We start from the raw sequence: 24307 nt of genomic DNA on the forward strand, positions 1-24307 counted from the left end.
TATTCCTGATGAAGTTTCCCGCGATTATCCATTGCTATTGCCTAATAAAAAGGATTTAAGATCTTCATAGCCTGCAATAGTATGGCTTTGTTTCTTTTTATCCAATAACTCCTGTATTTGTGCTGGTACTTCTAATTTTTCTGAAAGAATCGCTTCTACTGTTTCTTTGAATTTTATTGGATGTGCGGTTTCCAAGAATACTCCGGTATAATCGTTATCCCCATTGTATTTTTTCAATCCCAAATAGCCTATCGCACCATGGGGATCAGCGATATATCCTGATTTTTTATATAATTCCTGCATGGCTTGCAATGTTTCTGTGTCACTAAAACTGTAGGATGAAAATGATTGTTGTAATAGCTGAATTTTATTTTCATAGAGCTTTAATATCCTGATAAAATTACTGGGATTGCTGACATCCATTGCATTCGAAATTGTTGGGATAGTAACACCAGGTTCATATTTTCCGCTAACTGTAAACCGCGGTACAGTATCGTTGCTATTGGTAGCAGCTATAAAATGCGACACTGGCAATCCCAATTGAGCGGCCATCATACCGGCACAACAGTTTCCAAAATTCCCGCAGGGAATGCTAAACACTACATTGGAAGCTTCTCCTTTACTTTTTAAGTTTTTATAGGCCAAAAAGAAGTAAAGCATTTGCGGAAGCCATCGGGCTACATTGATAGAATTTGCGGAAGTCAGTTTTCTATGGGCCAGGCCAGGATCTAAAAAGGCTTTTTTTACCATTTCCTGACAGGCATCAAAATCACCTTTAACTTCAAGAGCGTTAGTGTTTTTTCCCAAAGTGGTCAGTTGTTTTTCCTGTATTTCACTGACTTTTCCTGAAGGATAGAGGATCACAACTTCGATACCGGGTGTGTCGAGGAACCCATTGGCTACCGCTCCGCCAGTATCTCCGGATGTTGCGACAAGAACAGTACTGTTTGATATTTTAGTTTTAGAATTAAAATAGGCAAGGCATCGCGCCATAAATCGTGCCCCAACATCCTTGAATGCCAGGGTAGGGCCGTGGAACAACTCCAGGGCATAGGTTCTTTTTTCGATAGCGACTAATGGAAAATCAAAAGAAAGCGTATCGGAAATGATTTCGCGCAATGCCATTTCCGGAATTGCATCTCCCACAAATTGCTTCAAAGCCTGATAGCCGATTTCTTCGGGAGTAAGATCCTGGATAGTTTCAAAAAAAAGATTGGGCAGTGGCATAATTGTTTCCGGAAAGTACAATCCACGATCGGGAGCAAGGCCATTAAATACAGCTTCCCGAAATCCTACTTTTGGTGCTTTATCATTTAGACTGATATATTTCATAATCAATAGTTAAGATATTATTTTAATTCCGGCTGGATTGATTCCGGATACATGGACTTCAAACGGAAGTTGCATTTCGGTATAAATATTTGAAATCGCAACTGCTACATTTTTAGCGGTTTCAATCCCTTTGCTTAAAGCGAATACAGAAGGTCCGGATCCGGAAATCCCACTGCCTAATGCGCCATTATCCAGAGCTGCCATCTTTAGTTTTTCGAATCCTGGTATGAGGATACTACGCAAAGGCTCGACAATTTCATCATGAAGCGATCGCCCGATCAATCCATAATCTTCGGTATATAGCCCACTGATAAGCCCGGCAATATTTCCACATTGGATAACAGCTTTCCCAAGGGGTATATTTTCGCGAAGTACAGATCTGGCATCTGCGGTTCGCACTTCAATCTGTGGATGGATAACAGTGGCAAAAAGGGCTTGCGGGGCGTTTATTTTAATAATGTCCAGAGGAGCATAACTTCGGATTAATGCAAAACCTCCCAATAGCGCCGGTGCCACGTTGTCTGCATGTGCTGTCCCGGAAGCCAGGCGTTCGCCTTCCATGGCAAAAGGAATAAGATCTGCCGATGAAAAGGGCCTGCCCAGCAGTTCATTAATCCCAAATACAGCTCCGGCAGCACTGGCGGCACTGCTTCCGAGTCCACTACCGGCTTTTATTTTTTTATGGATCCTGATTTCAAAACCAATTTCAGTGTGGAACTGATCCAATAATGCCAAACCTGCTACACCTGCTACATTTTGTTTTGTGTCCATAGGAAGGTCGGCACCGGTAATTTCAATAATACGGATGCCTTTTGTCCGGCTTTTCCGGATAATCATTTCATCACCAATATGATCGAGGCAGACACCCAGTACATCAAAACCGCATGATAAATTGGCGATTGTAGCTGGGGCAAATAGTTTTATTTCATCCATTTTTGTATAGTAAGGAATTAAAAATAGTGTCTCTAATTATTGATTTTATTGGATTACTATGGAATTAGTTATTACCAATCCGGATCACATCTGCAAAAATACCCGAAGCTGTTACTGCGGCTCCGGCTCCGGCTCCTTTGATTAATAGGGGTTGTTCATTATAGCGCTCTGTAAATAAAAGCACGATATTGTCTTTTCCTTCAACAGCATAAAACGGATGGTCTTTTGGAATCTGCTGTAAGCTGACACTTGCCTTGCCATTTTTTAGTTGCGCTACATATTTCAATCTGCAATTTTTTTCATTTGCCTTGAGCAGCAATGATTCAAAATGGTGGCTATTTGTGGCTAAACTGCTCAGGAAATCAGCTACAGTATCAGTAGATAAGCTGGATTCCGGAAGAAAAGAAATATTTTCTATGGCCTCCATTTCCATAGCCAAACCACTTTCCCGGGCAAGGATTAATATTTTACGCATTACATCAATACCACTTAAATCAATTTTCGGATCTGGTTCAGTATAGCCTTCTGCCTGAGCTTGTTGTACGATATCGTAAAAGCTGTTTTCTGTATTGAAATTATTGAATATAAAGTTCAGGCTACCGGAAAGAACGGCTTGGATCGTATGGATTTTATCGCCGGAAGCCATGAGGTTTTTTACGGTGTCAATAATTGGTAATCCGGCACCCACATTTGTTTCATATAAAAAGGGGGCATTAAATTTACGGGATAGGTCTTTCAGCTGCCTATATTTATCAAACGAAGAAGAGCAGGCAATTTTATTGCAGGTTACTACAGCAATACTATTTTCAAGATAATAGCTATAGCCCTCAGCAACTGCACTGCTGGCCGTATTATCAATAAAAATGCTGTTTCTGAAATTAGCCGCTTTTACTTTTTGCTGGAATATGTGAATATTGGAAGGGATACCATTTTCTATATCGGCCTGCCAGTTTTTTAGTAAAATTCCATCTTCATCAAAAATCATCTTTCTGGAATTGGAAAGTGCAATGATGCGGATTGTAATTTTATGATGCGCTTTCAGATAGTGCTTTTGCTGCATTATTTGCGCTATAAATCGTTCACCAACATTACCGACACCCATCACAAACAGATTTAATTGCCTGCTGTCTTCTTCGAAAAACTTTTCATGAAGGCTATTGATGGCTTTTTTGGTATCACTGCTTTGGATTACTGCGGAAATATTTCGTTCTGAGGCGCCTTGTGCGATCGCCCGGACATTAATGTTATTACGCCCCAGAGTGCTGAAAACGCTACCGCTAAGCCCCTGATAGTTTTTCATATTTTCCCCAACTACAGCAATAATCGATAAACCGCTTTCAATAGCACAGGGTATAATTTTAAACTGTGAAATTTCAAATGCGAAAACAGTATCCAATGCTTTCTTAGCTTCAGTAGTATCAGCATCGCTTATGCCAATACAAATGGAGTATTCTGAAGAAGCCTGAGTTATAAATATAACGCTAATGTTTTTATTGCCCAGTGCTTCAAATATTCTTTTGGAAGTACCGGAAACTCCTATAATGCCTGATCCTTCAATAGTAAGTAAGGTAATCTTATCGATATGGGTAATACCTTTAATAGGATTGCTTTTCGGGTTTCCATATTCTGTAATTAAGGTTCCAGTTGCGAGGGGGGCAAATGTGTTTTTAATCGCAATTGGAATTTTGGAATTGAAAACCGGTTGTATGGTCGGGGGATAGAGTACTTTGGCCCCAAAATGAGAGAGTTCCATCGCTTCCTGATACGTGATATCGGTTATGGGATAAGCATGTTTGACCAATTTTGGATTCGCAGTATACATACCACTTACATCGGTCCAGATTTCTAATAGATCAGCCTGTAGGGCCGCAGCAAGTATGGCAGCGGTATAATCCGAACCACCACGCCCTAAAGTAGTGGTATGGCCGTCCTGTGTACGGGCAATAAAACCCGGAACGACAACTAACGGATTATCAACAGTCGCCAAATACTTCTTTATCAGTATATTGGAAACTTCAAAATCGACCATAGCCTTACCAAAATGATCATTCGTTTGGATCAGTTCCCGGCTGTCTTGTAGTATCGCTTTTAGTCCCTGAACTTTTAGTGCTTCTGTAATGATGTAAGAGGAGAGCAACTCACCAAAACTGATGATCCCATCTTTGGTTCGTTTTGAGAGTTCTCCAAGCAGGAAACAGCCGTCAAGTAAGGTTTCTAAATGATTTAAAGTACGTTTGGTATGACTGATAATAGCGCTTTGTGCTACAATCGGGATTAATTCCCTTATCACTTCAAAATGACGGAATTCGATAGTCTCAAAAAGCGCTTTGTATTCCTGTTTTTTATCCGCTGCATTTTCCGCTGCAGTCAATAGTAGATCAGTAATGCCTCCCATGGCAGAAACAACAACAATAAGCCTGGGTTCGTTTTGGATTTGATTTTTAAGTATCGCAACCACTTTTAAAATATTTTCCGCATGTGCAACAGAAGTTCCACCGAATTTTAATATCTTCATAGGTATTCTTTTTTAGTTATAATAAGAGAAATGGAAATACCGTTGGCATTTCAGGTGTTTATTAAGAAATAAACAGAGGGACGATATTATATATAGAAAGAATACCCCAAAGGGTTGTAGTTGTAGTAGCTGTAGCAACAACAGTACGTTTATCCGAAGTCTCGGATAACACTAAATTACTGTATTTTAAACTGATGCTTAGCAAGTTATTTCTTTTTGTTTTTCAAATGTAAGGTTTTTATGCTAACGGTTGAAAGCTGCTATTAACATTTTCGGATAATTTATAAATCGATAGAAAAAATGACAATATGAAAATTTTAAGTGGTGATCAGATTCGAAAAGCAGATAGCAGGACGTTAGTAGAACAAAATTTAACCGGGGTAGCACTGATGGAAAGAGCCGGAATAGTACTGTATAAATGGTTCAATGATTACCTGAAACATACCACTGCTACGATACATATTTTTTGTGGAACAGGAAATAATGGAGGTGATGGCCTGGTAGTTGCCCGTTTGTTATCTTTTGAGAATTATAACGTTACAGTGCATATCGTTCCTACCAGCAAGCCGACTCCGGATTTTAAGACTAATTTGGAGCGCCTCACAGAAGCAGTGCTTTATCCGGATCACTATGATAAAAATGCAGCTCTTCCGGAGATTAGCCCTCAGGATATAGTGATAGATGCCATTTTTGGCAGTGGGCTCAACCGACAACCGGATGCTGGAGTCGTGCGCCTTTTTCAGCATATTAATAATACAGGAGCTACAGTAATTGCAATTGATATACCTTCGGGATTATACCTGGACAGGAAACCGGAAAGAGAGGAAGATGTACTCTGTGCTGCGATAGTATTAAGCCTTCAATTTCCAAAATTGGTTTTTTTCCTACCCGAATTACAGCGTTATCTTGAAAAATTTGTGGTATTGGATATTGGGCTCAGTAAAAAATACAGTCAAGAAGTAGTGACCGTTTTTTCATATACCGATGCAGATGACATTCAAAAACGATTAAAAACTTTTGGGCCTTATTCTCATAAGGGAACTTTTGGGCATGTGCTTACTATCGGTGGCAGTTATGGTAAAATCGGATCGATGATTTTAGCTTCTACAGCCGCTTTAAAAACAGGATGTGGGCTTGTGACTGCTTTTGTACCGGAATGCGGTTATGAAATTCTTCAGGTAGCCATACCGGAGGTGATGGTCGTGACCGATAAAAATAAGAACTTCATTACGGCTATTCAATATGAACTTCAGCCGGACGCAGTGGTAATTGGGATGGGAATGGGTCAAAATAGTAAAACACAGCAGGCACTACATGAGTTTCTAAAGTCCTATGAAAAAGCATTGGTCATTGATGCCGATGGACTAAATATTATTTCTGAAAATAAAACCTGGTTATCATTATTGCCGTCAAAAACAATTCTTACGCCACACCCTAAAGAATTAGAGCGTTTGATTGGTAAGTGGAAAGATGATTTTGATAAAATAGATAAAACAGTTGCTTTTTCTAAAAAATATGATATTGTCGTCCTTATTAAAGGAGCCTATTCCATGGTTGTATATGATGGAAAAGTCCATATCAATTCAACCGGAAATCCAGCACTTTCTACCGGTGGGAGTGGAGACGTACTATCGGGTATGATTGCGAGTTTACGCGCACAGTCGTATGATGCGACAGATGCTTTAATTATTGCGGTGTACCTTCATGGACTTACGGCTGACCTTGCACTGGCAGACATGAGCTATCATAGTTTTGTAGCTTCGGATAGTATAAACTATCTGGGCAGGGCGTATCAAAAAATAGGGGAATAAAAAAGCCTCCCGATCAGGAGGCTTTATCATTTATATTTTTAAAGATGTCCCGTCCTGAAATAGCGATACAAAAAAAAACTCAATTATGTCTAAAGAGAAAAATTATGTAAAGCGAACCCAGCGAGATTACAGTATGTCTCTCAAATTGCAAATCGTCCATGAGATTGAACGAGGAGAGTTATCTACACATGGAGCTTGTAAAAAATATGGTGTGCAAGCACATTCAACAGTTGTTAGTTGGCTTAGAAAATTTGGTAACTTTGATTGGGAAACCCAAACCCCATCTCAAATGGCTAAAACACCTGAACAGCAAATCATGGAACTCGAAGCTAAAGTTACGCTTCTTGAAAAACAGAAAGCTCATCTGGAGCAACAAGTTAATTTTACGGATAAGAAAGCTATTATTTTTGATATGCTTATTGATATTGCAGAGAAAGAATATAATATCGATATCCGAAAAAACTCATCACCCGAACAATTGTCCTATTTAAAGAAGAACAAAAACAAACCTTAGGTTTTACCTGTAGTTTGTTCGGGATAGACAGGCAGGTCTATTATCGTAGCATTAAAAGAAAAATCTTAAAGCAATCAAAGTCTGAACAAGTCATTCTTATGGTAAGAAAGATTAGGATGAAAATGCCTCGTATCGGTACGAGAAAGTTGTATTATTTATTAAACCAGGAGCTTAGAGCATTGAAGATTGGAAGAGATATGTTTTTTAATATCCTCAAAGTAAACCATCTGCTAATATCTCCAAAACGGAGCTATCATATTACGACTAACTCATATCATCGTTTTAAAAAACACAAGAATTTAATTGAAAACTTAAAAATAATACGTCCTGAACAGGTTTGGGTATCCGATATTACATACATCGGAAAAAGAAGTAAGCCCTGCTATTTAAGCTTAGTAACAGATGCATATTCAAAACGGATCATGGGATTTAATGTAGCTACTAATTTAAATGCCGAAAATAGTCTTAAAGCTTTACAAATGGCTCTTAAGAGCAGGAAAAATAGTTGTTTGTCGTTAATCCATCACTCAGATAGAGGTATACAATATTGTTCTGATGAATATCAAAAAGTGATAAGCAAGACTAAAAACCTGCGCTGTAGCATGACTGAGTCTTATGATCCATATCAAAATGCGGTCGCTGAAAGGGTAAATGGAATATTAAAACAGGAGTTTTTAGTAGATAGGTATAATGATCAGCAACTTAATATTATTAAGTTAGTAGTTAAGGAATCTATACAGATTTATAATCTAGTAAGACCGCATTGCTCTAATCATATGCTTACTCCGATGCAAATGCATCAGCAAAAAGAAATAGAAATGAAAACCTATAAAACAAAAAACAGAAGTAACCATGAAGCTACTTCTGTCTAAAAAATGTACTTTTATTATTATTAATCCTGTATTGCTATTCTAGGACTAGACAAGAAGTAAAAAGTTCTTTTAGTTTTGGATCCGATGGTCTTGGCGCATCTGCCGAAACGATATTTCCATTAGGGTCTATCAGGATGAATCTTGGAATACCATCTACAGCATAATCTACTGCAAACTGTGATTTCCAGTCTTTATCTGCCATCAACTGAATACCTTCCAGTTGTAAATCGGCCACCATTTTTTTCCAGGTTTCATGATCTTTCTGCTGATCAATGGAAAGGCTTACAAATTCGATGTTTTTACCTCTGTAGGCTAACTCAGTTGCTTTTAATGAAGGAATTTCCTGTTTGCAAGGCCCACACCATGTAGCCCATACATCTACATAAACATATTTCCCTTTCAGGCTTTCAAGGGAGGTAGTGCCACCTTTATAATTTTCATAGTTAAAAGAAGGTGAAGGTTGCCCTTTGGCTAATTTCTTTACTTTTTCAAATTTCTCTGCAAGCTTAGTTTTGAATAGTTCATTCGTTGAAATTTTATTAAGTTCATCAAAAAGTTGCTGTGATTTCTCATTAGCTGGTGAAATATCATAAGCTAAATCAGTAGCTAAAGCATTTTTAATGTTTTGGCTTTTTATCTTTTTAAGGAAAGGAAGTGCGATATCCGAAAGTTTATCCTCTTCTGATTTTGTATTTTTTTCTACCTCTTCATAGAATTTTGAAGATACGAGTTGCTTGTAAGCATTAGAGAAATAAAAGTCTTTCTCATTATCCAGGTTCAGTTTATCGTCAAATTTCGGAAAAGTAGCGGATGGCTTGTAATCCGGAGCTTCAGCATAATGCGCATGGTAGGAAGGATAGTTAACGAAAGCCAGTGCTTTTGCATAATCGATATTTTTAAGTTCTTCTTCTTTATAGGAAGGAACATCAAATTTTGTTTTTTCAACCAATGCTTTTTGTTTCCCTACCAGTTCTTCCACTTTTTCTTTGAAAGCTTCTTCGGATAAGGCATAAAATTCACTATTGGAAGAAATTAATGATTTTTTGATTTCCGTTTTAGCTTTGATATAATTGTTTTCGGCACTCAGGTCACCTGTAAAAGCAATTGATTTTGTAAGATCTGAATAATCTGCATTGATTTCGAGATGCTTGCCTGGCATAAGGTAAAGCTCATTACTTTCGCTATTGGTTTTGATTGCATAAGCTCCGGAATAGTTCAGGTCCAGTGTATCGCTAAAGGTGCCATCAGGCTTAAGGGTCAGCTCTTTTTCAAAAGAATCTCCGGTAATAGTAATTTTGTTTCCATCAGAATTGATAATCTTCCCCGAAACCAGTAAATAATCAGCGTCTTTACTGCACGAAGCCAGTACAAGAAGCGTAATAAGTCCTAATATTTTTTTCATCGTATGTGTTTTTTATGATTCCAAATTTAAGCTATAAATCATAAAATAATTTAATTGTCTTCTCTTTTTTTATAATGAGATTTTACAGAGCACCACAATTTCCCTACTTCACAAAACTCTCATAAATAACCCGAATAAATTTTGCTTTTCTGCAAACGTTTGCGGAATTTTGGGAACTCAAAAATTAACTTCAAAAATGGACAATTTTCATTATATCAGCTCTGAAACCTTAACAATAGAATCTGTTCAGGAAATTCATTCCCAGGGCAAAAAATTAGCGTTATCAGAAGAAGCTACTGTCAATATCGAAAAATGCAGAAATTACCTTGATCAGAAAATGCTTACTCATAGTGATCCTATCTATGGTATTAATACTGGTTTTGGTTCTTTATATAATATTAAAATTTCAAATGAGAATCTTTCCCAACTTCAGGAAAACCTGGTAAAATCCCATGCTTGCGGAACAGGGGAAGAGGTCTCCCAGGAAATTGTAAAATTGATGCTCTTATTGAAAATACAGTCCCTGAGTTATGGACATTCAGGAGTACAGTTGGAAACCGTTAACCGTCTGATCGATTTTTACAATAATGATATTTTCCCGGTAATTTATTCACAGGGTTCACTGGGTGCCTCTGGTGATTTAGCGCCGTTAGCACACTTGTCACTTCCCTTGATTGGAGAAGGGCTTGTCTATTTTCAGGATAAGAAAGTACACGCTTCAGAAGTACTGGCTCACTTTGGCTGGAAAAAAATCATCCTGAAATCAAAAGAAGGTTTGGCATTATTGAACGGTACTCAGTTTATGAGCGCTTTTGGTGTTGCTGTATTGATAAAATCCGCGAAGTATTCTTATATGGCAGATTTAATCGGAACCATCTCGCTGGAAGCTTTTGACGGTAGGATAGAGCCTTTTAATGAATTGATTCATTACATCCGTCCCCATAAAGGCCAGATCATAACAGCGCAACGTGTGACTGCGTTCCTAGAGGATAGTGAAATTATTGTACAGCCGAAGCAGCACGTTCAGGATCCTTATTCTTTCCGTTGCATGCCACAAGTACACGGTGCTTCCAAAGACGCTATTGATTACGTAAAAAAAGTATTTAAAACAGAAATAAATTCCGTTACCGATAATCCGAATATTTTTATCGAAACGGATCAAATAATTTCAGGTGGGAACTTCCACGGGCAACCCCTTGCGATTTCATTAGACTTTTTAGCGATTGCGTTGGCCGAATTGGGAAGTATTTCTGAAAGAAGAACCTACCAGCTAATTTCGGGCCTTCGTAATTTACCCGCCTTTTTAGTTGATAATCCGGGGCTTAATTCCGGTTTTATGATTCCACAATATACTGCAGCCAGTATTGTAAGCCAGAACAAGCAGTACGCAACACCCGCAAGCATTGACAGTATTGTTTCATCTAATGGACAGGAAGATCATGTGAGCATGGGCGCTAATGCAGCGACAAAAGCACTGAAAATAATAGAAAATTTAGAAACCATTTTAGCGATTGAGCTAATGAATGCTTCCCAGGCTATGGAATTCAGAAGACCTTTACAGTCAAGCCCTTTTATTGAGATGTTCCTAAAGTCATATCATGAAGAAGTGTCTTTCGTAAAAGAAGACCGTATCCTGCACGATGATATCATGAAGACTATTGCTTTTTTACGCAGTTTTCAAATTGATGAAGCAGAGCTATAGCACCTTTTTATAAGTAATAATACCACAAAAAAATAACCTGCACATCTTAAAAATATGCAGGTTATTTTTTTATATTTAGAGTAGAATTAATTGATTCCTCCCAGTGATTTATGGGCTCTTTTTCTTTTGAAATGAGTTTGCTTCAAATTTTTATCTCCAGAGATAATACTGATATTCCCATCAATTTCCAGCATGGCTAATTTTACATCTTTATAATATTCTACGCCATGTTCGTGCATTGCTTCGGTCAGTTCATCTGAGGTAATCCCCAGTTTGCTTAAGATGTCAAAATCAATTTTACCATTGTGAATCAGGATTTCGGGTTTTTGCTGCAATAAATTATTAAGGCGTTTGTAGCGAAACATCAGTTTTTTCAAAATAAAATTGACTACAAATAAAACTGTTGCTGCAGCCAATCCACCCCACAGGCTTGTATCTGTTCCTACCATAGCATTTTGGACAGAATTACTAATCAGCAAAATCAATATGACATCGGCAGTATTGAGTTGTGAGAGTTCTTTTTTTCCGAAAATGCGGAGTGCAATGACCATAAATAAGTATACAGAAGCACTTCGTATGATGATATCGAGATAAGGATTCATGAATAAAAGCCGTTTTTAAGGGTTATTTCCATTTAAAATTCTTTTCAATCGCTTTGATCATTTCTCCGGCAATATCTTTATTGGTAGCACCTTCAATACCCTCAAGGCCTGGAGAGGAGTTCACTTCCAACAACAGTGGTCCTTTGGAAGAACGGATAATATCTACACCGGCTACTTTTAGGTTCATCGCTTTTGCAGCTTTAATGGCAATCCGTTTTTCATCAGCAGTAACTTTAATGATAGAAGCTGTCCCACCCAAATGGATATTTGCGCGGAATTCACCCGGTAAAGCTTCCCGCTGAATGGCGGCTACCACTTTCCCATCAATAACAAAGCAACGGATATCTTTTCCATTGGCTTCTTTGATGAATTCCTGTACCAGGATGTTTGCATTAAGGCTTTTAAAAGCATTAATAACACTTTCAGCAGCTTTTTTAGTCTCTGCCAAAACAACGCCTTTTCCTTGTGTACCTTCCAGTAATTTTACGATAAGGGGAGAACCACCTACCATTTTAATCAAATCATCGGTATCTAAAGGCGAATTGGCAAAACCGGTAGTAGGAATGTCGACTCCGTGATTTAATAACAATTGCAGCGAAAATAATTTATCTCTCGATTGGGTTATAGCAGCTGCAGAATTGAGGCAGAATACTTTCAGCGCCTCAAATTGCCGGGTCAGGGCACAACCATAAAAAGTAATACTCGGACGTATCCTTGGGATTACCGCATCAAAATTACTCAGGATCTTACCACCACGATAGTGAATCTCAGGATTGGTAGCATCGAGTTTCATATAACATTCCTTGATATTCAGGAAATGCATTTCATGCCCGCGCATTTCACCCGCTTCAATAATTCTCTTATTGCTGTACAAATCCGGGTTACTGGCTAAAAGCCCAATTCGCAAACCTGTTTTTGCTTTTTCTGAATTTTGGTATAACTCCTTTAAAACCTCGCTGGTAGGTTGTCCCAGCAGGTATTTTTTTTCAGGATCGACCAACACACGGCCACTCATTGCTTCACGTCCCAATAGCATCCGGAATCCCATGGAATCCCTATTGGTAAGCGTTACTTCAATCTGCCATTGGGAACCGCCAATTTCAAGCTCGGTACGGATAACATAGCGTTGTTCGCGGAAGCCACTGGAGCTTTTGACCACACGTTTATCGACCAAAGGTGATTCACAATGGATTACTGTTTTTAAATTATTCTGGATAGGATTGATATCATACTTCACCCAGTTTTCTCCTTCTTTAATGAAAGGAGCAATATTTATCGCGTGTAATGCTGAAGTCTTAGCACCCGAATCAACACGTGCTTTTATAGTAGGGATTCCCAGAGATGGAAACGAACACCATTCCTCACTACCAACAATTACTTTCTCTTGTAACATATTTTTCTAAATTGAAATAAGATTCTAAAGTACTACTTTTTTTGAAATGCCGATGCGAATGCACTGTTATTATATGAACAAAAAAAAGAAGCTGTCTCAAAACTGAGTCAGCTTCTTTTTTTTTAGTTTGTATTTTTATATGCAATTTTGTAAATTTAATCAGTGATAAACAGCTGATTATATATGAGATTCAAACATTATAACCAACAACAAACGATGCTTCTACCTTATTCGTTTGATGATTTAATTCCACATACACATGCGGTTCGAATAGTTGACCAAGTTGTGGAATCCCTTAATATCCAGCCTCTTTTAAAAGCGTACAGTAAAGAAGGTAATCCTGGATATCATCCAAAGATGTTACTCAAAGTGATGTTGTATGCTTATATGACTAATATCTATTCTTCGAGAAAGATAGAACTTGCACTTCGTGAGAATATCAATTTTATGTGGCTTACTTCTATGACTATTGTTGATCATAATACAATTAATAGATTTAGAAGTGATAAACTAAAAGAGAGTTTTAAAGAAATCTTCAAGCAGGTAGTTTTGATGTTGGCCTCAGAAGGACTGGTGAATCTAAAACAAATTTATACCGACGGAACAAAAATAGAAGCTCAGGCCGGCAGGTACACTTTTGTGTGGGGTAAGAGCATAAAAACCAATAAAGCAAAAATGCTCACCCAGTTGGAAGAATTATGGAACTATGCCCAAAGTATCGACAATGAAGATGACCCCAACCCGGAACCAACAGAGTTCAAAGAAATCAGCAAAGAGGTAATTGAGAAAACTGTAGCTAAAATAGATGCCAAACTCTCTGGTAATGAAAAGACCAGTTCTAAAGCAAAAGCTAAATTACGCTACATAAAAAATAATTTTACTTCCAATCTTGAAAAGTATGAAAAGCAAGAAGCTATTCTGGGAGAAAGAAACAGTTACAGCAAAACCGACACCCAGGCTACTTTTATGCGAATGAAAGAAGACCATATGTTAAACGGACAGCTCAAACCAGCTTATAATACTCAAATATCTACACAAAATCAGATCATTGTTCATTATACCATCCATCAAAATCCGACCGATACTAAAACACTCCAGCCTCATTTAGAAAATTTGGAACAAACCTTTGGTAAAAAATTATTTAAAAAGATAAAAGAAATAACTACTGACGCAGGTTATGGAAGTGAAGAAAACTACGATTATCTGAAACAGAAGAAACTCAAAGCTTTTGTGAAGTATAATACTTTTGAAAAAGAACAAGATCAAAACTACCAAAAGAAACACAAGGCTTTTAGCAAGGAAAATCTCTATTACAATCCAGAAGAAGACTATTATGTATGTCCAATGGGACAAAAAATGCATAAAACATATCAAAACCAGAAAACAACAACTACAGGATACACCCAAACCTTATCGCATTATCAGGCCAAAAACTGTGAAGGCTGTTCACTTCGAGGTCAATGTTTTAAAGCTCAGGGAAACAGAAGCATCGAGCGAAACCACAACCTTGAAAGACATAAACAACAAGCAAGGGAATTACTACTAAGTGAAATAGGAATACAAAGAAGAAAGCAACGCTCTGCCGATGTAGAGCCTGTATTCGCTCAACTCAAGCATAATAACGGTTTTAGACGGTTTTCTTTAAAAGGACTTCAAAAAGTAGAATTAGAATTCGGATTAATGGCTTTAGGTCACAACTTAAGAAAGAAAATTGCAGCATAAAGGCAATTTTTTACTCCCGTTAAAATCTAGATAGTTAAAATCCAAAATTGTATCAAATAAAAAAACCGTCTCAAAATTTGTTTTGAGACGGCTTCTTTTCTATTTTCTGAATCTTCACAACCAGTTCATTATCTTCTAAATCGATGAAAATCTCATCGCCTTCATGAATCTTAGAAGTTATAATTTCTTCGGCCAGGGCATCTTCAACATATTTTTGAATTGCTCTTTTCAATGGTCGTGCTCCAAATTGTTTGTCAAATCCTTTATCTGCAATAAAATCTTTTGCAGCATCGGATAATTTTAATTTGTATCCAAGATCATTTACACGAGCATATAATTTATTCAGCTCAATATCAATAATCAGGTTAATTTGCTCTTTTTCCAAGGCATTGAAAACGATTACATCATCAATTCTATTTAAGAATTCCGGTGCAAAAGCTTTCTTAAGCGCGTTCTCAATAATCCCTTTAGAGTGATCGTCTGCTTGTGACACTTTGGCAGATGTACCAAAGCCAACACCTTGACCGAAATCTTTCAGCTGACGCGCGCCAACATTGGAGGTCATGATGATAATAGTGTTCCTGAAGTCAATTTTTCGACCCAGACTATCTGTCAGGTATCCATCATCCAAAACTTGTAACATCATATTGAAAACGTCCGGATGGGCTTTTTCAATCTCATCAAGCAATACAACACAATAGGGTTTTCTACGTACTTTTTCGGTTAACTGGCCACCTTCTTCGTATCCTACATATCCCGGAGGCGCTCCAACCAATCGTGAGATTGCGAATTTCTCCATGTATTCACTCATATCAATACGAACCAACGCATCTTCTGAGTCAAAGAGTTCTTTTGCTAGTACTTTTGCCAATTGGGTTTTACCAACTCCTGTTTGTCCCAGGAATATAAAGGATCCAATTGGCTTGTTTGGATCTTTAAGTCCAGCACGGTTTCTCTGGATAGAACGGGCAATTTTTAACACCGCTTCATCTTGACCAATTACCTTACCTCTAATGAGTTCCGGTAGTATGGCTAATTTATTGCTTTCAGTTTGTGCAATACGATTTACGGGAATCCCGGTCATCATCGAAACTACATCTGCAACGTTGTCTTCTGTTACCAGAATTCTATTGTTTTTAGAATCCTCATCCCATTGTTCCTGAGCGATTACAAGGTCTTTTTCGATACGTTTTTCGTCATCGCGTAGTTTCGCAGCTTCTTCATACTTCTGTTTTTTAACAACCGTATTTTTCAGTTCGCGTACTTCTTCTAACTGGCGTTCCAAATCAAGGATTTGTTTTGGGACATCAATATTGGTAATGTGAACTCTTGATCCTGCTTCGTCCAGTGCGTCAATAGCCTTGTCCGGAAGGAATCTTTCAGACATATATCGGTTCGTTAACTTCACACAAGCCTCAATAGCTTCTGGTGTATACGTTACGCTGTGATGGTCTTCATATTTGTTTTTAATATTATTGAGGATCGTAATGGTTTCTTCTACAGAAGTAGGCTCTACAATTACTTTTTGAAAACGTCTTTCTAAAGCACCATCTTTCTCAATATACTGACGGTATTCGTCTAATGTAGTGGCACCAATACATTGGATTTCACCTCTGGCTAATGCCGGTTTGAACATATTGGAAGCGTCCAGTGAGCCAGTAGCCCCGCCTGCACCTACAATAGTATGAATCTCATCGATAAATAAGATAATATCCTCATTTTTTTCGAGCTCGTTCATAACAGCTTTCATACGCTCTTCAAATTGCCCTCTGTACTTAGTACCGGCAACAAGACTCGCTAAATCCAGCGTTACCACACGTTTATTGAATAAAACGCGGGATACTTTCTTTTGTATAATTCTTAGGGCAAGACCTTCAGCAATAGCTGATTTTCCCACTCCTGGTTCTCCGATTAATAACGGATTGTTCTTTTTTCTACGACTAAGGATCTGAGAAACTCTTTCTATTTCTTTTTCTCGTCCTACTACAGGATCTAATTTTCCTTCTTCTGCTTGTTCAGTTAAATCTCTTCCGAAGTTGTCAAGCACCGGAGTTTTAGACTTTTTGTTAGCTTTATTCGTTGGATTATTGAATGTTCCTTCTTTTAATCCTTCATCCTGGCCGGAATCATCATTAAATGATTCTGCCCTTGGAAGGTCCTGTAAAAAATCTTCTTCGTTTGGGATCATATTTAAAAATTGTTCTTTGACTAAATCATAGTCGATTTTTAATTTATTCAATAATTTTGTTGTAGGATCATTCTCATTCCTGAGAATACACAATAATAAGTGCGCAGTACTTATGGAAGTGCTCTGAAATACCTTTGCTTCCAGGAATGTTGTCTTTAAGGCCCTTTCTGCCTGACGTGTCAGGTGTAGGTTTTTCTTCTCGTTATTGCGTTCCAGACTCGGATTTGGCGGGCTTAATATTTCTACTTTTCTGCGTAAATGCTCTAAATCAACTAATAGATTGTTTAATATATTAATAGCCTTACCATTTCCGTCTCTCAAAATCCCGAGCATTAAGTGTTCTGTGCCAATGAAATCATGCCCCAGACGTAATGCTTCTTCTTTGCTGTAGGTAATAACATCTTTTACTCTTGGTGAAAAATTATCATCCATAATAAATAGGTTTGTTGCTGTAAATTTAATAAATATGAATTGGGAATTGCAAAAACCATTCCTTGTCATACTGCTGACAGCTAAGTGACAAAAAAATTATTGAAAATAAAAATGAAATAACAATATTTTTAAGAAATATTCATGGAATATGTGTTGATAAATCATTGAAATTTAAACGCCAAATTAGTCGTCAAAAAAAATTAAATATCGTATATTGGCACGTTTTGAAACTAATATAATTTTTTAATTTAAATACTTATGTCTGAAGGAGAAAAGTTAATTCCTATTAACATTGAAGACGAAATGAAATCATCCTACATTGACTATTCGATGTCGGTAATTGTATCCAGAGCGCTTCCAGATGTTAGAGATGGCTTGAAACCAGTACATCGAAGAGTACTTTTTGGAATGTATGAATTAGGAGTTTTTTCGAATAGAGCTCATAAAAAATCTGCAAGAATTGTAGGAGAAGTTCTTGGTAAATATCACCCACACGGAGATACTTCCGTATATGATGCGATGGTTCGTATGGCACAGGAATGGAGCCTTCGTTATCTTTTAGTAGACGGACAGGGTAACTTTGGTTCTGTCGATGGTGACAGTCCTGCAGCGATGCGTTATACAGAGGCCAGAATGCGCAAGATTTCGGAAGAAATCATGGCTGACCTTGACAAAGAGACAGTAGACTTCCAGCTTAACTTTGATGATACTTTAGAGGAACCTACAGTTATGCCTACTAAAGTACCTACATTACTGATCAACGGAGCTTCCGGGATTGCAGTAGGGATGGCTACTAATATGGCGCCTCATAACCTTACCGAAGTAATCGATGGTACATTGGCCTATATTGACAATGAAGACATAGAAATTGACGAATTAATGAACCATATTAAAGCACCCGATTTTCCTACCGGTGGGGTGATTTATGGTTATGATGGTGTTCGTGAAGCATTTAAAACAGGACGTGGCCGAATTGTTATGCGGGCGAAAGTTGGTTTTGAAGAAGTAGATGGAAAAGAATGCATCATCGTTACAGAGATTCCATATCAGGTGAACAAAGCCGATATGATCAAGAAAACAGCTGATCTTGTTAACGATAAGAAAATAGAAGGTATTTCAAACATCCGTGATGAATCGGATCGTAACGGAATGCGTATCGTTTATATATTGAAACGTGATGCAGTTCCGAATGTAGTACTGAATACACTCTATAAATTTACCTCATTACAATCTTCTTTTAGTGTTAATAATATTGCTCTGGTAAAAGGTAGACCGCAAATGCTGAACCTAAAAGAGCTGATTCACTATTTTGTAGAACACCGTCATGAAGTTGTTGTAAGGAGAGCGCAATATGAATTGCGTAAAGCAGAAGAAAGAGCACATATTTTAGAAGGTTTAATTATTGCTTCCGATAATATTGATGAAGTAATCCAATTGATCCGTTCTTCTAAAAATACCGATGAGGCTAAAGAAAAATTAGTCGAACGATTTAATTTATCTGAAATCCAATCGAAAGCTATCGTAGAAATGCGTTTGAGACAGTTAACCGGGCTGGAGCAGGATAAACTGAGAGCAGAATACGAAGATATCATGAAATTAATCAATCATTTGAGAGAATTATTGGCAAGCAAAGACCTGAGAATGGAGCTTATCAAAGAGGAATTGAATGAGATTAAAGAAAAATATGGCGATGCCAGAAGATCGGTCATTGAATATTCGGGTGGTGATGTAAGTATTGAAGATTTAATTGCAGATGAGAGTGTCGTAGTTACAATTTCACATGCTGGTTATATCAAACGTACTGCACTTTCGGAATATAAAACTCAGAATAGAGGAGGAGTAGGGCAAAAAGGAGTGGCTACAAGAGATGCCGATTTCCTGGAGCATTTATTTGTTGCTACCAACCACCAATATATGATGTTCTTCACCCAAAAAGGAAAATGTTTCTGGATGCGTGTTTATGAAATTCCGGAAGGTAGCAAAACATCGAAAGGACGTGCGATCCAAAATTTGGTAAACATAGAAAATGACGATAAAGTAAAAGCCTTCATTTGTACCCAGGATTTAAAAGACCAGGATTACATCAACAGTCATTATGTGATCATGGCTACTAAAAACGGCCAGGTTAAAAAAACACTGTTGGAGCAATATTCCCGCCCAAGATTGAATGGTATCAATGCCATTACAATTAAAGAAGATGATGTATTATTGGAAGCCAAACTGACTACAGGTGAAAGCCAGGTATTAATTGCAGTGAAATCCGGAAAATTAGTACGTTTTGAAGAAGCTAAAACACGTCCAATGGGAAGAAGTGCTTCAGGAGTTCGTGGAATAACTTTAGCAGACGATAAAGATGAAGTAATTGGAATGGTTACTGTTAATGATATGAATAGTGAAATTCTTGTGGTTTCTGAAAATGGTTATGGAAAACGTTCCAGCCTGGATGACTACAGAATTACCAATAGAGGTGGTAAAGGTGTAAAAACACTGAATATCACTGAAAAAACAGGCAAATTAGTTTCTATCAATAGCGTAACTGATAGTGATGATCTTATGATTATCAATAAATCAGGATTAACAATCAGGATGGCAGTTTCTGACCTTAGGGTTGTTGGAAGAGCTACACAGGGTGTAAAACTGATCAATATTAAAGGAAATGACTCTATTGCTGCGGTTACAAAAGTACTTCGTGAAGAAGAGGCAATAGAAAATCTGGAAAACCTTGACGGTGTAGAAAGTACCGGTATAACTGAGGGAGAAGAAACCAGCGAAGATACAATTGAGAATACTGACACTGAAGAATAAATAAACTTAAAATTAAAACTATGAAAGGTAAATATTTAATCACTGCATCGGCGATTATGATATCATTCGGTTCATTTGCACAGAAAGATGAACTCAAAGCGGTAGAAAAAGCATTAAAATCAAATAATGCTGTAGAAGCTAAAACGAATATTGAAAAGGCAGAGTCTTTGATAGCCAATGCTGACGATTCCCAAAAAGCGCAGTTCTATTATTTAAAAGGTAATACTTATTATGAACTTGCTAAAAAGAAAAATGCTGAGACTAGTAAAAATTACAGCACTGCAGTTCAGGCTTATTCTGATTTAATAGCTGTTGAAAGTAAATCTGGAAAGCAAAAATTTAGTAAACTGGCAGAAGTTTCATTGTTACAAATGAAAAGCGAAATTCAAAATAGTGCTATAGCCGATTATGAAGCTAAAAGGTACAAGGATGCTGCAATAAAATTAAATGAGGTGTATCAGCTGGATAAAAAAGATACTTTAAGTCTTTTCAATGCTGCATTGAGTGCTGTTACTGCAGAAGATCTTGATTTAGCTTTAGGATATCTTAATGAGTTAAAAAGATTAAATTATACTGGTCGTGGAAATTTGTATACTGCTGTTAGTAAATTAAATGATCAGCCGGAAGGTTTTGCGAATGCAAAAGACATGAATGATGCTGTTAAAAGAGGAACGCATACAACACCAAAAATAACAAAACTTGAATCTAAAAAAGGAGAGATATTTAAATATATTTCTTTGATTTTAGCTAAAAATGGTGATGTTGAAGGGGCTAAAAAAGCAGTCTCTGATGCTAGAAAAGCCAATCCTAATGATGATAGTTTATTAGAAACAGAGGCCAATTTATACTTGCAAACTAACGATATCGCTAAGTACGAAGAGTTGATTAAAGAGGTTGTGGCTAAGAAACCCAATGACCCTATTTTATTTTATAACTTGGGAGTAGTAACGGCTCAGGCAGGTAAAACTGCTGATGCTGAAAAATTCTACAAGAAATCAATAGAATTAGATCCTAAAAACGTAAATACATATTTGAATCTTGCCATTTTGAAGTTCTCTAACGATAAAGCGATTGTAGATGAAATGAATAAATTAGGTACTACGCCAAAAGACAACAAGCGTTACGAAGAGCTTAAGAAAAAGAAAGACGGTATGTATAAAGATGCATTACCTTATTTAGAAAAAGCACATGAATTGGCACCTGATAATACTGATGTATCACAAACGCTTATGAATGTATACAATGCTTTGGACATGACTGATAAATATCAGGCAATGAAAGCGAAAGCAAAAAAATAAGCAATAGCTTAAAATTAAAAATCCCTTAACAGGTAACTGTTAAGGGATTTTTTTAGTTATTCCAATTTTTATCAAGGAAGTTCTCAATGTCACTTTTTTTAGTGACGATTGTGAGCTCTTGTTTTTTAAGGAGTGTTTCCACTTTTTGAAAGTTCTGTTTATCACTTAAAATAGGACGATCCTTAATGTATTCATTGGCAAATTCAATTACCTGCATTCCGTCACTTTTGTCTAATTCCTCTACCGAAACATCTAAAGGTTTAAATTTTTTGGAATCTTTTTCTACGGTCCAATTATAATCCTGGTACCATAAATCATCTTTTTTGAAATTCTCCATTTAACTGTATTTTAATAGGTTAGTTTTGCTAAGCTACTCAAAAGATACTATTAGGACGAGGGAATTATGTTAATGTTTGCTTTTTAACGCTTTCTTATGATTTAAAATACAATGCAATTTTGAAACTCTGATTTATCTTTGTTCCAGCATAATCATCATAACGACACTCCCTTTCCAATTATATGAAACAAGGTAAGCCTTCCTTTCGAGATCGTTTTTTAGAAAAGAACCCTGCATTAAAAATAAATGAATTTCTTTACTTTCTTACCATTCGGTTTGGATTGATTTTCGCACTGAATTTACAATCGACAACAATTTACTATTGGGTATACCATGTTACCAATGATAAGTTGTCATTGGGATTTGTTGGTTTGGCAGAAGTAATTCCTGCCGTATGCTGTTCCCTTTTTTCAGGACATATCGTAGATCTGAATGAAAAACGTAAAATGGTGCTCTTCTGTATTGTGGGTTATCTTTTTTTGGGCACTGGGCTTTTTATATTAACTACTTCTTTTATCACATCGCATCTCGGTACCTCATTGACGATATACTGGATTTATTTCTTTGTCTTTTTGGGTGGAATTTTACGCTCCTTTTTAGGGCCTTCAATGTTTTCACTCTTTGGCCTTGTCGTCCCACGAAAAAATTATGCCAATGCAACGAGCTGGAGTAGTATGACCTGGCAGATAGGAGCAGTTATCGGTCCGCTTGTTGCTGGTTTTATTATTGCCTGGAAAGGTATAGAGGCAGGGATGTTTCTGGTGATAGTCATCGAAGTCTTACTACTGATCCCAATACTTTTCATTTCGACCAAACCTGTAGTAAAAAAAGAAAAAGAACCGATATTGGATAGTCTGTCGGAAGGGCTCAAATTTGTTCTTAAAACTCCCGCATTGCTCGGGGCTCAATTACTCGATATGTTTTCAGTGTTATTTGGTGGCGCTGTTGCTTTATTGCCGGTTTATCAGAAAGAAATATTACATGTAAATGAAATGGGATTCGGTATTTTACGTTCCGCCCCAGGTTTGGGCGCATTGCTCACTTTTGGATTATTGGCTTTTCTGCCACTCCAAACGAATCCCGGAAAAAAATTATTTATGGCTGTCACCGGTTTTGCACTTTCCATTATTGTTTTTGGCCTATCAAAGAATTTCTACCTTTCCTTCTTTATGTTACTCCTCTCCGGAATGTTTGATGCGGTGAGTGTAGTCATCAGGAGCACTATATTACAACTGGTAACTCCAGATGAAATGCGGGGGCGTGTTGCTGCCGTAAATACTATGTTTGTGAGTTCTTCTAATGAACTGGGGGATTTCGAAAGTGGTGTTATGGCCCATTATCTGGGAACAGTACGTGCTGTAGTAGCTGGTGGCTGCCTTACATTAGGTGTTATTGCTATCACCTTTTTTAAAGCCCCTCAGTTGCGGAAATTTAAGTTTGAAGAGGAAGGCAAAGAAGTATAGTTTTTGAAATTACTATTTGTTTCTAATTTTATTTTAAAAGCATCCCGTACTGGTATATTTTTTCTAAATTTATAGTAACCTTTTATACCATACCTATGGCTTATATCGATTACTATAAAATTTTAGACCTACAAAAAGACGCCACTCCAGAGCAAATCAAAAAAGCCTATCGCAAACTGGCACGAAAATACCATCCCGATTTAAATCCGGATGATGCCGAAGCGAATAAAAAATTTCAGCAAATCAATGAGGCCAATGAAGTATTGAGTGATCCTGAAAAACGGAAGAAATTTGATACCTATGGTGAAAACTGGGAGCATGCAGACCAATTTGAGTCACAGCGAGCCCAATCCCAACAACGAAATGGTCAGGGAAATCCGTTTTCCGGAGCTGAGTATTCAGGAGAAGGCGATTTTTCCGATTTCTTCTCTTCGATGTTTGGCGGCCAGGCTGGCGGTGGAAGACGACAGGCACAATATAAAGGACAGGACTACCAGGCTGAACTTGAAGTACCGTTACGGGAAGTGGCCAAGACACATAAACACACCTTAGCTGTCAATGGTAAAAACCTCAGGATAACCGTTCCTGCCGGTATTGCAGACGGGCAGACCATTAAATTGAAAGGCCATGGTGCTCCTGGAATGAATGGAGGCCCCTCAGGCGATTTATATATCACCTTTAGGGTTCTGGAAGATAATACGTTTAAAAGGGTTAACAACGACCTCTATCTTGCTGTAGAACTGGATCTTTATACTGCTGTTCTTGGCGGTGAAATCACAGTTGAAACCCTTGATGGAAAAGTAAAACTAAAAATACAACCCGAAACTCAAAATAATACTAAAGTACGCCTCAAAGGAAAAGGGCTTCCGGTTTACAAAAAGGAAGGTGCTTTTGGCGATCTGTTTGTTACTTACACTATTAAGATACCAACAGGACTGAATGACAAGCAAAAGGAATTGTTTCAGGAATTATCAAATTTATAACTA

At 37.4% G+C, this 24307-nt stretch carries 17 protein-coding genes; 9 read left to right on the forward strand and 8 right to left on the reverse strand.

Annotated features, from left to right (window positions below):
- Positions 1 to 24: 24 nt before the first annotated feature.
- The 3 genes from thrC to thrA all read right to left on the reverse strand — a co-directional run bounded on the left by thrC (position 25) and on the right by thrA (position 4780).
- A complete protein-coding gene (gene thrC, locus FK004_RS14280) occupies positions 25 to 1332 on the reverse strand; it encodes a threonine synthase (RefSeq protein WP_108737865.1) in 1308 nt (435 codons plus the stop codon).
- 9 nt (positions 1333 to 1341) lie between these two features.
- Positions 1342 to 2265, reverse strand: a complete 924-nt coding sequence (locus FK004_RS14285; protein ID WP_108737866.1) for a homoserine kinase — start codon at positions 2263 to 2265, stop codon at positions 1342 to 1344.
- A 64-nt stretch (positions 2266 to 2329) separates the two neighbouring features.
- Positions 2330 to 4780, reverse strand: a complete 2451-nt coding sequence (gene thrA / locus FK004_RS14290; protein WP_108737867.1) for a bifunctional aspartate kinase/homoserine dehydrogenase I — start codon at positions 4778 to 4780, stop codon at positions 2330 to 2332.
- Between the two features lie 308 nt (positions 4781 to 5088).
- On the opposite strand from thrA, the gene FK004_RS14295 reads away from it, so the two are divergent.
- The 3 genes from FK004_RS14295 (at position 5089) to FK004_RS14300 (ending at position 7977) form a co-directional block, all read left to right on the forward strand.
- Positions 5089 to 6591 (forward strand): NAD(P)H-hydrate dehydratase, encoded by a 1503-nt coding sequence (locus FK004_RS14295; protein ID WP_108737868.1) that lies wholly within the window; start codon positions 5089 to 5091, stop codon positions 6589 to 6591.
- 85 nt (positions 6592 to 6676) lie between these two features.
- Entirely contained in the window at positions 6677 to 7105 is a 429-nt protein-coding gene (locus tag FK004_RS19485) for a hypothetical protein (protein WP_227871611.1), read from the forward strand.
- A gap of 14 nt (positions 7106 to 7119) precedes the next feature.
- On the forward strand, positions 7120 to 7977 hold the full coding sequence (locus FK004_RS14300; protein WP_262497652.1) for an IS3 family transposase: 858 nt from the start codon (positions 7120 to 7122) through the stop codon (positions 7975 to 7977).
- 34 nt (positions 7978 to 8011) lie between these two features.
- Here the strand turns inward: FK004_RS14300 and FK004_RS14305 are convergent, their stop codons facing one another.
- Positions 8012 to 9379, reverse strand: coding sequence for a TlpA family protein disulfide reductase (locus tag FK004_RS14305; protein WP_108737869.1), 1368 nt, complete (start codon positions 9377 to 9379; stop codon positions 8012 to 8014).
- Between the two features lie 196 nt (positions 9380 to 9575).
- Here FK004_RS14305 and hutH point away from each other — a divergent pair, with 196 nt between their 5' ends.
- Positions 9576 to 11081 carry a histidine ammonia-lyase gene (gene hutH / locus FK004_RS14310; protein WP_108737870.1) on the forward strand — a complete coding sequence of 502 codons (1506 nt, stop codon included), beginning with the start codon at positions 9576 to 9578 and terminating at the stop codon, positions 11079 to 11081.
- Between the two features lie 86 nt (positions 11082 to 11167).
- On the opposite strand, the gene FK004_RS14315 is transcribed toward hutH, so the two are convergent.
- Complete coding sequence (locus tag FK004_RS14315) at positions 11168 to 11683, reverse strand: DUF421 domain-containing protein (RefSeq protein WP_108737871.1); 516 nt, start codon at positions 11681 to 11683, stop codon at positions 11168 to 11170.
- A gap of 22 nt (positions 11684 to 11705) precedes the next feature.
- On the reverse strand, positions 11706 to 13076 hold the full coding sequence (gene rimK / locus FK004_RS14320) for a 30S ribosomal protein S6--L-glutamate ligase (RefSeq protein ID WP_108737872.1): 1371 nt from the start codon (positions 13074 to 13076) through the stop codon (positions 11706 to 11708).
- Between the two features lie 183 nt (positions 13077 to 13259).
- Here rimK and FK004_RS14325 point away from each other — a divergent pair, with 183 nt between their 5' ends.
- Positions 13260 to 14798, forward strand: coding sequence for an IS1182 family transposase (locus FK004_RS14325; RefSeq protein ID WP_108737873.1), 1539 nt, complete (start codon positions 13260 to 13262; stop codon positions 14796 to 14798).
- 70 nt (positions 14799 to 14868) lie between these two features.
- On the opposite strand, the gene FK004_RS14330 is transcribed toward FK004_RS14325, so the two are convergent.
- Positions 14869 to 17418, reverse strand: coding sequence for an ATP-dependent Clp protease ATP-binding subunit (locus tag FK004_RS14330; protein WP_108738860.1), 2550 nt, complete (start codon positions 17416 to 17418; stop codon positions 14869 to 14871).
- A 258-nt stretch (positions 17419 to 17676) separates the two neighbouring features.
- Between FK004_RS14330 and gyrA the strand changes: the two genes are divergently transcribed.
- Together gyrA and FK004_RS14340 are read left to right on the forward strand one after the other, a co-directional pair.
- A complete protein-coding gene (gene gyrA / locus FK004_RS14335; protein ID WP_108737874.1) occupies positions 17677 to 20223 on the forward strand; it encodes a DNA gyrase subunit A in 2547 nt (848 codons plus the stop codon).
- A 20-nt stretch (positions 20224 to 20243) separates the two neighbouring features.
- Positions 20244 to 21521: a tetratricopeptide repeat protein gene (locus FK004_RS14340; RefSeq protein WP_108737875.1), complete on the forward strand. Its 1278-nt coding sequence runs from the start codon at positions 20244 to 20246 to the stop codon at positions 21519 to 21521.
- Between the two features lie 52 nt (positions 21522 to 21573).
- Here FK004_RS14340 and FK004_RS14345 read toward each other — a convergent pair whose 3' ends face one another.
- Positions 21574 to 21858 carry a hypothetical protein gene (locus tag FK004_RS14345; RefSeq protein WP_108737876.1) on the reverse strand — a complete coding sequence of 95 codons (285 nt, stop codon included), beginning with the start codon at positions 21856 to 21858 and terminating at the stop codon, positions 21574 to 21576.
- Between the two features lie 182 nt (positions 21859 to 22040).
- Between FK004_RS14345 and FK004_RS14350 the strand changes: the two genes are divergently transcribed.
- Together FK004_RS14350 and FK004_RS14355 are read left to right on the forward strand one after the other, a co-directional pair.
- Complete coding sequence (locus FK004_RS14350) at positions 22041 to 23321, forward strand: MFS transporter (protein WP_108737877.1); 1281 nt, start codon at positions 22041 to 22043, stop codon at positions 23319 to 23321.
- A 95-nt stretch (positions 23322 to 23416) separates the two neighbouring features.
- Positions 23417 to 24304: a DnaJ C-terminal domain-containing protein gene (locus FK004_RS14355; RefSeq protein ID WP_108737878.1), complete on the forward strand. Its 888-nt coding sequence runs from the start codon at positions 23417 to 23419 to the stop codon at positions 24302 to 24304.
- Positions 24305 to 24307: the final 3 nt, after the last annotated feature.

The organism is Flavobacterium kingsejongi (genome assembly GCF_003076475.1).
GTDB lineage: Bacteria > Bacteroidota > Bacteroidia > Flavobacteriales > Flavobacteriaceae > Flavobacterium > Flavobacterium kingsejongi.